This window comes from Pedobacter terrae (assembly GCF_036946585.1).
GTDB lineage: Bacteria > Bacteroidota > Bacteroidia > Sphingobacteriales > Sphingobacteriaceae > Pedobacter > Pedobacter terrae_C.
Window position 1 is genome coordinate 286,008 of record NZ_JAQIIV010000005.1, and the last position, 13,670, is coordinate 299,677.

A 13,670-nucleotide genomic window follows, 5' to 3' on the forward strand; every position below is an offset into this window, starting at 1 on the left:
TAATTATTTTTAAGCTTTATCATGCCTAAAGACACTTCCATCCGCTCAGTACTAATTATCGGATCTGGACCAATTATTATTGGCCAAGCCTGTGAGTTTGATTACTCAGGTTCGCAAGCGGCACTTTCTTTAAAAGAAGAAGGAATTACCGTTTCTATTATCAATTCTAATCCGGCTACTATTATGACGGATAAGGTTATTGGCGACCATGTTTACCTGCGTCCGTTAACCGTTGATTCAATAGAGGTTATTTTACAGGAGCATATCGACTCTGCAGATTTACCTAGAATTGATGCTGTACTTCCTACAATGGGAGGCCAAACCGCTCTAAATCTTTGTAAAGAAGCTGAAGAACGTGGTGTTTGGGAAAAATACGGCGTTAAGGTTGTAGGGGTTGATGTGGATGCTATCGAGAAAACGGAAAACCGTGAGGCTTTCCGCCAGTTAATGGTTGATATCGGTGTTGGTGTTGCTCAATCTAAAATTGCCAACTCATTCTTAGAAGGTAAAGAGGCAGCTCAGGAAATCGGATTTCCACTCGTAATTCGCCCATCATACACTTTAGGTGGTTCTGGCGGTGGTTTTGTGCATAGAAAAGAAGAATTCGACGCCGCATTAAAACGTGGTTTAGAAGCTTCTCCAACCCACGAAGTACTGGTAGAGAAGGCAGTTTTAGGCTGGAAAGAATACGAATTAGAGTTATTAAGAGATAGCAATGATAACGTAATTATCATCTGTTCGATCGAAAACTTCGATCCGATGGGTATCCACACCGGAGATTCAATTACAGTTGCTCCAGCAATGACGCTATCTGACCGTTGTTACCAGGATATGCGCAACCAGGCGATTAAAATGATGCGCGCCATCGGTAACTTCGCCGGCGGATGTAACGTTCAGTTTTCGGTTAACCCGGCAAACGATGAAATTATTGCCATCGAAATCAACCCACGTGTATCCCGTTCATCAGCATTGGCCAGTAAGGCAACTGGTTATCCCATTGCAAAAATTGCTGCTAAACTGGCTATCGGATATAACCTTGATGAAATTGAAAATCAAATTACCAAAACCACTTCAGCCTATTTCGAGCCTACTTTAGATTATGTCATTGTTAAAGTACCGCGTTGGAACTTTGATAAATTTAAAGGCGCTAATAAAGAGCTTGGCCTGCAAATGAAATCAGTAGGTGAGGTAATGGCAATCGGCCGTACTTTTATCGAAGCATTGCAAAAAGCCTGTCAGAGTTTAGAAATCAACCGTGCAGGTTTAGGTGCAGATGGCAGACAGGTACGTAATATTGAAGAGATTATGGACGGTTTGGAGCACGCTTCATGGAACCGTTTATTCTTAATAAAAGATGCTATGGCCATGGGTGTGCCACTGGAATCTATCCGTAAGGTAACCAAAATTGATAAATGGTTCTTAAATCAGATTCAGGAATTGGTATTGCTTGAAAATGAATTAAAAAGATATTCACTAAATAATATCCCTCAGGATTTCTTCGTGTCGCTTAAACAAAAAGGCTTCTCAGACATTCAGATCGCTTGGTTGCTAGGCAATGTTACAGAAGATGAGGTTTACGAGCGCCGTAGGGCTTTAGGTATAAAAAGGGTCTATAAAATGGTTGATACCTGCGCAGCAGAGTTCCCGGCCAAAACACCTTACTATTATTCTACTTTTGAAGAAGAGAATGAATCAAAACCTTCTGACAGGAAAAAAATAATTGTTTTAGGATCAGGTCCTAACCGTATCGGTCAGGGTATCGAATTCGATTATTCATGCGTACATGGTTTATTGGCGGCAAAAGAATCAGGTTTCGAAGCGGTTATGGTTAACTGTAACCCTGAAACGGTATCAACCGACTTTAACATGGCCGATAAATTATACTTCGAGCCAGTTTTCTGGGAACATGTTCGTGAAATTATTGACTTAGAGAAACCTGAAGGTGTAATTGTTCAGCTAGGTGGTCAAACCGCCTTGAAAATGGCTGAAAAATTGACCCAAAACGGTATCAAAATTATCGGAACATCTTTCGAAAATATGGACATTGCTGAAGACCGTGGCCGTTTCTCTGACCTATTAAAAGAATTAGATATTCCTTATCCAAAATATGGTGTTGCAGAAAATGCCGAAGAAGCCATTGTTGTCGCAAATGAGGTAGGCTATCCGGTATTGGTGCGTCCAAGTTATGTATTGGGCGGACAGGGTATGAGCATTGTGATTAATGATGAAGACCTTGAAAAAGCTGTGGTAAAACTGTTAGGCGATTTGCCTGGCAACCGCGTACTGATCGATCACTTTTTAGATAGGGCAGAAGAGGCAGAGTCTGATTCAATTTCTGACGGTGAGGATGTACACATTGTAGGTATGATGGAACACATTGAGCCTGCAGGTATCCACTCAGGAGATTCATTTGCGGTATTGCCTACATTCAGCTTATCAGAAAAGGTAACACAAGCCATGGAAGAATACTCTGTTAAAATTGCAAAAGCATTAGATGTACGTGGTTTGTTAAACATTCAGTTTGCCATTAAAGATGAGAAAGTTTATGTAATCGAAGCAAACCCCAGGGCATCACGTACGGTTCCTTTCATCGCAAAGGCTTACGATGTTCCATACATCAATATAGCGGCTAAAATTATGCTGGGTGTAGCCAAACTGAAAGATTTTACCATTGTGCGTAAACTTAAAGGTTATGCCATTAAAGAACCGGTTTTCTCTTACGAGAAATTCCCAGAGGTAACGAAAGAATTAGGTCCTGAAATGAAATCTACCGGTGAAGCGATCCGTTTTATCAAAGATTTAGAAGACCCTTACTTCCGCAAGCTTTACAAAGATAAATCGATGTATTTGAGCAAATAATCCCTTTACCGGATTTCAAAAATAGCAATGGCCAGTGATGATTTCACTGGCCATTTTTTGTAATATTGTATTAGGCAGCTCGTCATGCTGAATTTATTTTACAAGTAGTGCTAGTGTTTTAATTGCCTTGTAGCTACTGCGTGGTCAGCATCTTTTCTACTGTTAAGACCCTGAAATAAATTACCTTCGGTGAGCTCGCCAAGGCTCGGTTCAGGGTGACGATCGCATTATTATTTATTGCTTCAATTTTGGTATCCTTGTTGGTGTATCTGTACCATTTACAATACTGGTTGCACTTTTGGCTATCGCTTTAATGGTAGAGAGAATATTGTCCACATCTAAAGAACTATATTCATCTTTCACACTGTGGTACAGTTTATCGATATCTATTTTATCGGTACTGATGGTATGTGCCGGAACGCCTAAAGCCGCTAAAGCAGCATTATCGCTTCTATAGAATAAGTTCTGCTCTGGATAAGGATCAGGATGGAAGGTAAATTCAGTGCCAGCTAAGTTTTTCTGCAAAATCTTTCCAAAATCAGATCTTTCGTAACCGGTGATAAAGGCCGTATTTTTACCAAATTTCGAATCTTTGCCAATCATCTCGATGTTAAACATGGCTACCACATCATCAGGATTTAGTTTTGCAGAGAAATATTTTGCACCAAAACCGCCGATTTCTTCAGCAGTAAAAGCAACAAAGATTAAGGTCCGCTCATTGTTTTTCTGCGCTTTGTAATATTTAGCAAGCGCAATCATGGCTGTTGTACCTGAGGCATCGTCATCTGCACCATTGGCTATACTATCGCCCTCTACCGGTTTTAAGAAACCCAGGTGATCGTAATGACCAGAGAAAATTACCATTTCTTTCGCTTTCGATTTACCTGGAATAACCCCAGCCACATTGAATAAAGGCATTTTGGTGATCTTGTTTTTAAGCGTTGCAGAAAAATCTGTTGCGGCATCTTTACCTAAAACAAAAACCTGTACCACACCAGTTGTTTTTTTAATATCTTCTTCATCCACCGTTGTAGGTTTGCTAAAATGATCTTTATATCGGTTAAATAGATCAGCAAATTTACTGTCGACCAAAACAATCTGATTTTTATCAGCATTTAGCATTGTCCTAAATTGTGCTACAAACGGCTTTTCAGGATCTAATTTAACAACCGTAGTATTCGATTTATTAAGTATAATACCCTCGGTGGCAGCACCTGTAATCATTAAATTTCCTGGCGCAATTTCCTGTCCATCAATTTTAACGCTTGTAGTTAACGGGCTAACCTGGTATTTATAAAAAGTTTGTCGGAAAGTTTTTTCACCAGGTAAAGGCTGCAAACCAATTTTTTTAAATTCAGATTCGATAAAAGTAGCCGCTTTATCAATACCAGGCGTAAAAGTTGCACGTCCCTGCATGTCATCGGCACTTAAGGTTTTAATCAAGTGATCAGTGTATTCGCGGGTGATGATCTTATCAATGTTTTGCGCCTTTAGCTGCAAAGTTGCCATCCCTACCAGGGTAAAAAATATTATTTTCTTCATATCATATTTATAGAGGGGTGAATTTATGCTTTTTGACTGATAGTTTATGGTTTAATGGTTTGATAGTTCATGGTTGATGGTCATGACAGGCTTCCTCTCCCATACGCTATTATTCATCTTACATCATCCATATTCCATTATCCATCTTCCATCTACTCCCTGTCCCAATCGTATTTTTCCAGATCGCGATAGGCTTTGCCTTTTATGATTTCTTTCTTCTTTGATGATTCAGAATCAACCCTGGTGTCATGAACATTATCGGCTACCTCGAAATGAAAATCTTTATCTTTTTTAGAGTGGTAGATTGATACCTCATCACCATCTGCAATCGCATAGTCATAAGGTCCTCGTGCACTCATCAGTTTTACAAACACCGGTAAACACTCAAAAAAGATAAACAATAGCCCGATAAAGGTAACCGCAATTGCCGTATTGTTATCGCGCGTGCCGTCTACATTGAATTTAAGCTGCCCCAATGCCCAGTTGCGATCTGCAAAACCAGCAATATCCGATAAACTATCCAACTGTTTTTTGGTATACAACTTTTCAGTAAACAGTCCGTCAAAATGCTTGCGTTTATCAACAAAACTTTCTGATTTATTGATGTTGGCTTTCAGCGAATCCAATTCGGCCGTTCGCTGTGCAATTTCGGCTTCCTTGCGTTTCGCATATGGTCCATAACCCATTACACCAGATGTTTCGGTAGTTTTATTGCCAAAGATCTCGAAATTAAGTTTTTGCCTGTCGGCTTTAATTCCTTTTTCGAGCGAATCCCGGGTAGCCTTCTGCTGGTTCAACCTGCCAAATTCTACCTGATATTTTTTTTCAAAGGCTTTGTTCAGGGTATCGATTTTAGCACGCTGACCATTTAAATAACTTACTTTTAGGCGCTCTTTAATTTCTTTATCAAAAATTTTAAGTTCTATTGGCCTCGAAATAACCATGCCGATCATAATGGCCAATAAAATACGCGGTGTTGCCTGTAAGATTTGTTTATTGGTGCTGGCACTTTTATTAATGCTGGATACGATGTACCGATCCATATTAAAAATGGCTGCTCCCCATAAAAAGCCAAAAACGATGGCAAAAACTACGGCCAGATCATCTCCTTTAAACACAAAATACATGGCATAGCCTCCGGAAAGCGCTGCAAAAAGACCAGTGAAGAAAATGGTGGCACCAATGCCTGTATATTTATTTTGTTCTGAAGGATATTTTTCCAGTGTCGGGATATGAGCGCCAGAGCAAAACCAAAAGAAACGGTTTAGTTTGTCCATTTGTAACTATTTATAGTTAAACGCGTAAGGGTAATAGTTGTTACAGTTTCAGGCAAAATTTATGGCATTTTTTTGATGGGAACCCTAAAATTGATTTTCCTATATTTGCATAAATACATTTTATAAAATGAAAGAAATATCGGTACAAGAACTAAAAGAGAAAATCGATAACAAAGAAGATTTTCAATTAATTGATGTTCGTGAAACATTCGAATACGAGGTTTCCAATCTGGAAGGCGAGAATATCCCTTTGGGCGGAATTTTAATTGAGGCTGATAAGGTTGCGAAAGATAAACCGGTAATTATCCAGTGCCGCAGTGGAAAAAGAAGTGCTGCAGCGGTGATGCAGTTGGAGCAACAATACGGATTTGACAATCTTTATAACTTAAAAGGTGGTATTTTAGCCTGGCAAGAGGCTTTTGACCCGAATATGCCGGTTTATTAGAATAACCAGCATTCAATAACCAATTATCAAGAAAACAATGACCAATAACCAAATTCCAATGATCAATTGGAGAAGGGTTTTATAGCACAAACAACGATCAATTTTCAAACTTTATCCTTATAGGAACAAACCTTTTGAATATTTTCAGCTCAGGATGGTGTTTGAAAATTGATTATTGCTAATTGGTACTTTGCACATAAATTCTCGTAAAACTAAAATCCTCTATCTGTGGGAAAAAAATTTGCTTTAAATATTTTCTATAACCTAGCCATTATCCTATCTATCTTCGGACTGGTTTGGTGTTATAATAATCACAAGTATCTTCCTGCTGGTTTTTTGGTAGGCACAACGGCTTGTCTGTTCTATTTTAAGTATCAGCTTACCAAAGACATCAGAAAAAGCTTTAAAGAAAAAGACCAGAAGTAGTCATTTAATAATAAGGAGTGGATTTTGAATGAGTGAATGTTATAAATTATTCAAGATTCGTATACTAATTTCCCTCCACCTTCTATCATCCAATCCTTTTAACATTCGGGTCATTTCCAGACTGTCTTAAGGCAAAAGATCAGCATCAATACCTGCTAAGCCTAAACCTGGCAAATTACTTAAGATATACTTTCCGTTTTCGAAATCTGGGGGCGTAAATGGGTTATTCTTGGTAAGCCAAGGCCCATCCAAATCGGCCCAGTTACATAATGGAGCCAATGCCGCGGCCGCCAAGGTAGCGCAACTGGTTTCGCTCATACAACCGATCAGCACTTTCATCCCAAAAGATCGGGCTTTCAAAATCATCTGATGTCCTTCGTACATGCCACAACTTTTCATCAGTTTTACATTGATTCCATGATAAGCGCCCTTTAACTTATCCATGTCGGCTAAACGCTGTACAGCTTCATCAGCAAGTAATGGAATTGGGCTGCGTTCAGTTAACCAGGCATTCCCATCCAGGTTATTTTTATCCATTGGCTGCTCAATTAATACCACTCCCTGGTTATGCAACCAGTAAATTAAATCAATCGCCTTAATCTTATCTGCCCAGCCCTGGTTTGCATCTACATATAAGGGCACATTGGTCATGCTTCTGATCGTCTCGATAATTTCCTGATCGTTATCCCTTCCCAGTTTGACCTTAATTACCCTAAAATCTTCAGCATCTTTTAGTTTTTCGCGGATAACCTCAGGGGTATCAATACCAATAGTATAAGAAGTTACGGGCATTTTAGCCGGATCTGCACCATAAATTTCATAACAGGGTTTATTTAACAGTTTACCTTGAATATCATTAAGCGCAATATCGATAGCCGCTTTAATAGCTGGCTGGCCTTGAGCAAGACTATCCAAATAAGCGATAATTTCCTCGAAATCGAACGGAAATTGGATTTTGTCCCAATCTACAAGGTTCAGAAAAGCCGCTGCACTTTCATAACTCTCGCCCATATATGGCACCATAGATGCTTCGCCATAACCAATTACCCCTTTATGTTCTACTTTTAGCAACATCAAAGGCGTACTGGTACGCGTAAATTTAGCAATCGAAAAAGGATGTTTTAGTTCTAATTCAAATGGCCTGCAACTAATTTTCATAATCAATCGTCTACTTAGTATATGAGGTAATTACCTTTGTTTATTAACATAACGCCATCGCCATGAAAAACAGCTCAAGATTACGGTATTTTATCTATTTATCCTTAATAATTATTGCCGGATGTACTACAGGAAAAAATGCCCTGCAAAAAGGTGATTACGATTTATCGGTTGAAAAATCGGTAAGCAGGTTGCAAAACTCACCGAAAAACAGTGAAGCCATGCAGGTATTAAAAATGGCTTACGATTTAGCGTTAAAAGATCATTTAAGGAAAATTGAGGAGGCTAAAATGTCTAATGATCTATTCAGATGGGAATCGGTCATGTACGATTATCAGAAAATCAATCAACTGGCAGATAATATCAATAGCTGTCCAGCGTGTTTGGCAATTATTCCAAATCCTTCAAAATACATGAGCGAATTGGCCGAAAGCAAATTTAACGCTGCTGTCGCACGTTATAATTCTGGTTTGGGCTATCTGAACGAAAACAACCGTAAAGCAGCGAAAAAAGCCTATTATGAATTTGAGAAAGTGATCAATCTTCAACCCAATTATAAGGATGTAAAAGCTAAACTGGAAGATGCTTATTGGGCAGCAGTTACGAGGGTTGTGGTGAAACCGATTTTAATAAACAGCAACCTATACAAATTGAGCGGCGATTATTTCCAACAGCAGATTGATCAGTATATTGCGAAATACGCCAGAAACAAATTTGTGATTTTTTATGGTGAAGCGCAGGCTACAGAACAAAAAGTTGTACCCGATCAGGTATTGAGCTTAAACTTCGACGATTTTGTAGTGGGCCAAACTTATATAAAAGAAAGGGTTGAAAAATTAGAACGCGACAGTGTAGTGATTGGGGAAACACGCAATAAAAAACCAATTTACGGCACAGTGAAAGCAACGTTAAGTATTTTCGATAAAAATATTTCGTCGTCAGGATTATTGGATATGAGCATTACGGATTGGAAAACAAAAAAATTGGTTCACCAACAGAAATTTCCAGGAACTTATGTGTGGAGAGATAGCTGGGCAAGTTATAAAGGTGATGATAGGGCGCTTAGTAAACAACAATTAGCCATTACCAAAAGAAGGGAGCAATTACCGCCTCCGCCAACTGCACTGTTTTTAGAATTTACCAAACCCATTTACAACCAGCTGGTTGATGATATCAGTTATTATTACAATAATTACTAAACCTCACCCTGTTTAAGGAACTGCTTTATGCACTACCTGTGCCTCCCTCTCCTGCAGGAGAGGGGAAATGGTGGACAGTACTATACTACCGCCGTTAACAGGGTGAGGTAGTTGTAATCCCTGCGTTAAAATAAAACATCATTGCTTAGCACTAAAAATATAATGGCTAATATTGTAGTGATGAATACCGGCCTATACAATCCTTTCCAAAATTTCGATTTTTTATATAAAACCTGCTTTTTAAGCGGAAAAACATTTAACTCCCCTACAATTCAGGTGCCTTTGCTTCCAAAGTGGTTGCTGGATCAAGCGGGTCTAAGTGGTGAAGAGCAAATCCAATTTCTGGATGAAAGCATCCGTTCGTACAACACATTGGTTATTCCGGTAAATACTGAAATAAACGAGCAGTTTTTAAATCCTTTGGAAGATAAGATCGAGGAGGCCTTCGCACAAGGTTACGATGCTGTTTCTGCATTGCCAGAACTGGATCTTTTCAATTGGATCGGCAAGTTTTTATATGGCTTTGTATATATCGAAATGCATTCCGCACTACGCAAAGAAATGACTGCAGATGGTTTAAACATGTCGCAATCGCTGATGATGAAATTTGCCAACCTGAATTTCATGATGCAAAACCTCTATACCAGCCTGGAGTTTGAAGATTTTACGCCATGGTCTATTACTATAGTAAAACTGGAAAACGCAGAAACACCATTCAGTTTCCGTGATGAGATTAATACTTTAACCTTCTCTTTAAAAATGAAAGATTTTGGTATCATCGCTTGTTTACAGGATAACGGCACCAATAAACGCTATCATCAGGAGATCATTAATGAGATAAAAGGAAAAACCTTAACCGCCGAGCAATTTGAAGAATTGAGCGCCCGCTTTTATTATTCGGCTTATCTTTTTAATCGATTACCTGAATATACCTTTATGCCTGTGGAGGGTACCACATATATTGAAGCGATGCCTTTACGCGGCAATATGACCAAACCACTTTTTGATGTTTGGCAACATAAGATATATGCACAGGTATTGGAAAACTTCTGGAAACCCTGGGGCTATGTGGTATTCGAAATCATAAAAAACCCTGATGAGCCAATGAGTTTCTTCGAAAAACCCTATCTGCCGGCGGCGGGATAACTCAAGGCTACCACCCTAACCTTTAGCGCAGCGGAAGGTTACGCAGTAAACCTAGCCTAAGCGAGTCCACCGAAGGTAATTCATTTCAGGTTCTGTTTTTCAAAGAGATGATTACGGATTAAATTTTCATTATGGAACAGGTAGTTGAAGGGCCTCATCAAATTTTTAAAGGCCTTCCGACAGTCTCAATTTCACAAATTCGCGGCGAAATAATATGGTATAACTTCTTTTCAAAGAAGATCAATTAGTTTCTCCACCTAGGGTCGCCAATTCCGTTTATTTTTAAATCTTGCTGACTGATGGTAAAATTTCCTGTAGACGGTGATGCAAAACCAGGATTAAGGGTTGTAAGCGTTCCGGTATCGTATTTAGCGCCAGCAGTTGCACTACCAGAAATAAACGTTGGGGCAGCAAAGTAGTTGTTAGCTATAAAATTGGCCGCTACAATATTTGTAGAGACCTGATTGGTTAAAATACCTCCGGAATTGGCTACAATATTTTTCGAAAAGTAAATCTCATGTTTGGCCAGTCGAACATAAAATAACCTGTTAGAAGCACCATTGCTAATTCCGTTTAAGGTATTGGTAGCAACAGTAATGATTGCTATTTGGGTAGGGAAATTGGTTGAGCCCACCGGGTCCATCCTAATAAAATCTCTAGCTAAAACAGAGGCATAGACGGTATTGTTGGTGAAATTTAGTGTTTTGGCCAGGCCCGATCTAAAATCGATAAAATCTCCACCATTACATTCAATGTTATTAATGATATTTCCCTTAATGGTTACCGATTCGATGAGTGCTTTTATGTTTACATAGAAAAGCCCTTTAGTATAGTTTCTTACAACTGAATTTTCCAGCACAAAATTGCCATAAGCATTATCAGATGCTTCATCGTAGATAAAAGCCTGATTCCCATTTAGTGAACCGGTACCATCCAATACCACATCTTTAATCGTTAAACCTGCATTAGCTTTAAGTCTCAAAACCATACCGTTAATAATCGGTCTATCAGTTGGTTTGGTTCCCCTTATCGTAATTGATTTTGAGGCAATAACATCTGCATTAACGGTATAAGTTCCTGGTGCAAGCCCAAAAACCGCTCCGGTAGCGGCATTCGCGATCAGGGTGGCCAGGTTATCAGATGGGCTCACCAGTGTCGCACCTGTAAAATTATAAAGCGTGGTAAAAGTAGCCGTTCCCCTAACTTTTGTGCCGGCCAGTAATTTTGCGGAATAATCCGTTTCTCCAGTCAAGCCTGTTATGACGGCTTCTCCAGCGGCAATCTCTGCAGCAGTAACTGTATGGGTGATATTTCCAGGTGTTACAGTAATTGTTGTTGCTGTTTCGCCAGGTGTCCAGTTTAACACAACAGAAGTTGCTGTTAGTTTGGTTTGGTTTACCGTTTGAAAAATTTGTTCGGTATCTGTTTTTGCCATGGTAGTTACCCATTTAGAATCTGCAATAGCCGGTGCAACTCCTTTTACCCTAATTGCATATTGTGTATCACCTATTAATCCGGTAATGGTATAGGGTAATTGTGCAGTAGTAATACTGGCGATCGATTTTACTGGAGTTCCTGTAAAATCGGTATTGTCATATACCTCGATGGCATAAGAAGTGGCGTTTGGCACAGCATTCCAGGTTAATCTAATTCCAGTTTTATTGACTATGCTTGCGGTTAAACCCGGGCTGGAAAAAACCCGGTCCACCGCAAGTTTAGTAATTTCTTCCTGGTTATCTTTTTTACATGCTGATAAACAAACTGTCGCCAGGAGTAAGAAAGTGTATGTAGATCTATTAATCTTTTTCATAACCGCTGGTTTATAAGTTTAAAGGCTTATTGTTTAACATACCGTTAGATGAATCTAAAAATACCTGCCATATTGGCCAATATTGCTGGAGGTTAGGATCTTTTGTGTAAAGGGCATTCCAGTAAGAAACCGTTTCTCCTGTTGTAACCATAGTCCAGGCTTTGTTTGAAGTATAACCCAAAGCAAGGCCCTGCGCATCAGTATCTCCAAATTTTAACCCATAAATTTCTACAGTTTCACCATTGGCCGCTGTACGGTAATAAATTTTGGCAGGTAGGGCGGCATATTTGCCTTGTCTGCTTTCTAATTGCTGTAATTTCGTTTTGGCTTCAGCTAGTTTGGTACCCAGTAAATTCCAGCGGATCAGATCGCTTTTTCTCAACATTTCTCCTGTAAATTCCAATGCTCTTTCATTTACAATTGCATCAAAAAAAGCAGATTTAGACGCTGTGGCCGTAGCCATAAAAGCAGAAACTTTAGCGGGAGCTGTAGGGAAGGCCCTGTCTCTGATCATTTTTAGATATGGAGCCGCTGCTGCCGGTCCGTCAAGATCATTAATGGCTTCTGCAGCCATCAGCACAACATCGGCATAACGCATGTACATCCAGTTTAATCCATCATCATTGGTTGCAGTTACCCTTCTTTTCATCCATTCATAACGATATTTGCCAAAATACAAACGGCCAAGCGATGAAGGAACCTGTATTGCACCTTTTGTTCCATCGCCACCGTCCCACTCATAAGGCACTACTGTTACATCTCTACGCACGTCATCATTATCATACTCGTATAACATAATTGGGTTTGGTCCATCAGTTCCACCTTTATTCTGACCGGTGTACTGGTCTGTTTTAATGTGTCTTACACCCAAATCAAAAATTACACGGCCCCGGCCATCGCTAAATGGGATTTCCCACATCGATTCTAAACCTGCCGCGCCGCCTTCCTCATTCAATTTTCTAAAAACTTCTTCAAATCCAAGGAGCCTCAATTTGCCACTGTTAATAATCTCCATACACTCTTTTTTGGCAATGGCATACATTTTATCATGCGATAATTCAGGGTCTGAACTTAATTTTATTGTTCCATCCAGTCGTTGTGCGTAACCACCTGCGGCTAATGCCAGGCGCGCCCTTAAGCCCTTTGCAAAAGCCTTATTTACCCGCTCCACTTTCGCTGTTGTGGTGTTCTCGCCAGGCCAGGGCAGGTAACCTGCAGCTTCATTTAAATCGGCCAGTAATTGTTTGTAAATTACATCTCGATCACTTCTGGGCAGGTAAGCTGTCGCGCTACTGATCGGTTCAAAACGTGCAGGCACGTCGCCCCAGCCTTTTATCAGGTCGTTGTATATCACAGCCCTTAATGTTAAAATTTCACCCAGGATCTGTGCCATTGCAGGGTTACTTTCTATATTGCCATAAGCTCTAATACCCCTTATGGCCAGGTTGGCTCTTTCAATACCTTCATAAAATTTAGCCCATGCATTATCTGTAGTGTTCATTTGGCTATTGTTCACATTACAGTTGTAATTAGAGAGTTTGGCTTTGTCATCATCAACCGATTTTAAAGTATTGTATACTTCTGTATCATTGTTAAGCCCGTAGAACACTAAAAAACGGCCTCTGTATGAATTGGTTTCTCCGAACGATTGAAGTACACCAGCTATCGAGCCTTCAGCTAAACTTGGCGTAGAAAAAATCACAGACTCATCTAATGAAGATTTTGTTGGTGCATCTAACGTTTTTTTACAGCTACTAACCAGTGTTATTCCTGCAATTACCAATAACGAATATATAACTTTTTTCATT

At 39.6% G+C, this 13,670-nt stretch carries 10 protein-coding genes; 5 read left to right on the forward strand and 5 right to left on the reverse strand.

The genetic code is table 11. The features are described from left to right. Nucleotides 1-21 precede the first annotated feature (21 nt). The gene (gene carB, locus PGN18_RS10300) at nucleotides 22-2,859 is read left to right on the forward strand and encodes a carbamoyl-phosphate synthase large subunit (RefSeq protein ID WP_335319407.1); all 2,838 of its coding nucleotides are present in this window, start codon (nucleotides 22-24) and stop codon (nucleotides 2,857-2,859) included. A 234-nt stretch (nucleotides 2,860-3,093) separates the two neighbouring features. On the opposite strand, the gene PGN18_RS10305 is transcribed toward carB, so the two are convergent. Both PGN18_RS10305 and PGN18_RS10310 read right to left on the reverse strand, forming a co-directional pair. After that, nucleotides 3,094-4,401 carry a M20/M25/M40 family metallo-hydrolase gene (locus PGN18_RS10305; RefSeq protein ID WP_335319408.1) on the reverse strand — a complete coding sequence of 436 codons (1,308 nt, stop codon included), beginning with the start codon at nucleotides 4,399-4,401 and terminating at the stop codon, nucleotides 3,094-3,096. A 152-nt stretch (nucleotides 4,402-4,553) separates the two neighbouring features. Further along, complete coding sequence (locus PGN18_RS10310; RefSeq protein ID WP_335319409.1) at nucleotides 4,554-5,678, reverse strand: DUF4407 domain-containing protein; 1,125 nt, start codon at nucleotides 5,676-5,678, stop codon at nucleotides 4,554-4,556. A 127-nt stretch (nucleotides 5,679-5,805) separates the two neighbouring features. Between PGN18_RS10310 and PGN18_RS10315 the strand changes: the two genes are divergently transcribed. Together PGN18_RS10315 and PGN18_RS10320 are read left to right on the forward strand one after the other, a co-directional pair. Next, nucleotides 5,806-6,123 carry a rhodanese-like domain-containing protein gene (locus PGN18_RS10315; protein WP_215165554.1) on the forward strand — a complete coding sequence of 106 codons (318 nt, stop codon included), beginning with the start codon at nucleotides 5,806-5,808 and terminating at the stop codon, nucleotides 6,121-6,123. A gap of 228 nt (nucleotides 6,124-6,351) precedes the next feature. Further along, complete coding sequence (locus PGN18_RS10320; protein WP_090981088.1) at nucleotides 6,352-6,549, forward strand: DUF6358 family protein; 198 nt, start codon at nucleotides 6,352-6,354, stop codon at nucleotides 6,547-6,549. Nucleotides 6,550-6,675: 126 nt separating this feature from the next. On the opposite strand, the gene PGN18_RS10325 is transcribed toward PGN18_RS10320, so the two are convergent. Further along, on the reverse strand, nucleotides 6,676-7,707 hold the full coding sequence (locus PGN18_RS10325) for a dipeptide epimerase (protein WP_335319410.1): 1,032 nt from the start codon (nucleotides 7,705-7,707) through the stop codon (nucleotides 6,676-6,678). A 62-nt stretch (nucleotides 7,708-7,769) separates the two neighbouring features. Here PGN18_RS10325 and PGN18_RS10330 point away from each other — a divergent pair, with 62 nt between their 5' ends. Together PGN18_RS10330 and PGN18_RS10335 are read left to right on the forward strand one after the other, a co-directional pair. Then, nucleotides 7,770-8,906, forward strand: coding sequence for a hypothetical protein (locus tag PGN18_RS10330; protein ID WP_335319411.1), 1,137 nt, complete (start codon nucleotides 7,770-7,772; stop codon nucleotides 8,904-8,906). Between the two features lie 162 nt (nucleotides 8,907-9,068). After that, nucleotides 9,069-10,052: a hypothetical protein gene (locus tag PGN18_RS10335; protein WP_335319412.1), complete on the forward strand. Its 984-nt coding sequence runs from the start codon at nucleotides 9,069-9,071 to the stop codon at nucleotides 10,050-10,052. 244 nt (nucleotides 10,053-10,296) lie between these two features. Here PGN18_RS10335 and PGN18_RS10340 read toward each other — a convergent pair whose 3' ends face one another. Continuing rightward, entirely contained in the window at nucleotides 10,297-11,862 is a 1,566-nt protein-coding gene (locus PGN18_RS10340) for a DUF4957 domain-containing protein (RefSeq protein ID WP_335319413.1), read from the reverse strand. A 10-nt stretch (nucleotides 11,863-11,872) separates the two neighbouring features. Continuing rightward, complete coding sequence (locus tag PGN18_RS10345) at nucleotides 11,873-13,669, reverse strand: RagB/SusD family nutrient uptake outer membrane protein (RefSeq protein ID WP_335319414.1); 1,797 nt, start codon at nucleotides 13,667-13,669, stop codon at nucleotides 11,873-11,875. Nucleotide 13,670 lies beyond the last annotated feature (1 nt).

What these genes read in the sequence shown, in the direction of transcription:
- carB (WP_335319407.1), top strand. Translation starts at nt 22, where the DNA reads ATGCCTAAAGACACTTCCATCCGCTCAGTACTAATTATCGGATCTGGA.
- PGN18_RS10305 (WP_335319408.1), bottom strand. Translation starts at nt 4,401, where the DNA reads ATGAAGAAAATAATATTTTTTACCCTGGTAGGGATGGCAACTTTGCAG.
- PGN18_RS10310 (WP_335319409.1), bottom strand. Translation starts at nt 5,678, where the DNA reads ATGGACAAACTAAACCGTTTCTTTTGGTTTTGCTCTGGCGCTCATATC.
- PGN18_RS10315 (WP_215165554.1), top strand. Translation starts at nt 5,806, where the DNA reads ATGAAAGAAATATCGGTACAAGAACTAAAAGAGAAAATCGATAACAAA.
- PGN18_RS10325 (WP_335319410.1), bottom strand. Translation starts at nt 7,707, where the DNA reads ATGAAAATTAGTTGCAGGCCATTTGAATTAGAACTAAAACATCCTTTT.
- PGN18_RS10330 (WP_335319411.1), top strand. Translation starts at nt 7,770, where the DNA reads ATGAAAAACAGCTCAAGATTACGGTATTTTATCTATTTATCCTTAATA.
- PGN18_RS10335 (WP_335319412.1), top strand. Translation starts at nt 9,069, where the DNA reads ATGGCTAATATTGTAGTGATGAATACCGGCCTATACAATCCTTTCCAA.
- PGN18_RS10340 (WP_335319413.1), bottom strand. Translation starts at nt 11,862, where the DNA reads ATGAAAAAGATTAATAGATCTACATACACTTTCTTACTCCTGGCGACA.
- PGN18_RS10345 (WP_335319414.1), bottom strand. Translation starts at nt 13,669, where the DNA reads ATGAAAAAAGTTATATATTCGTTATTGGTAATTGCAGGAATAACACTG.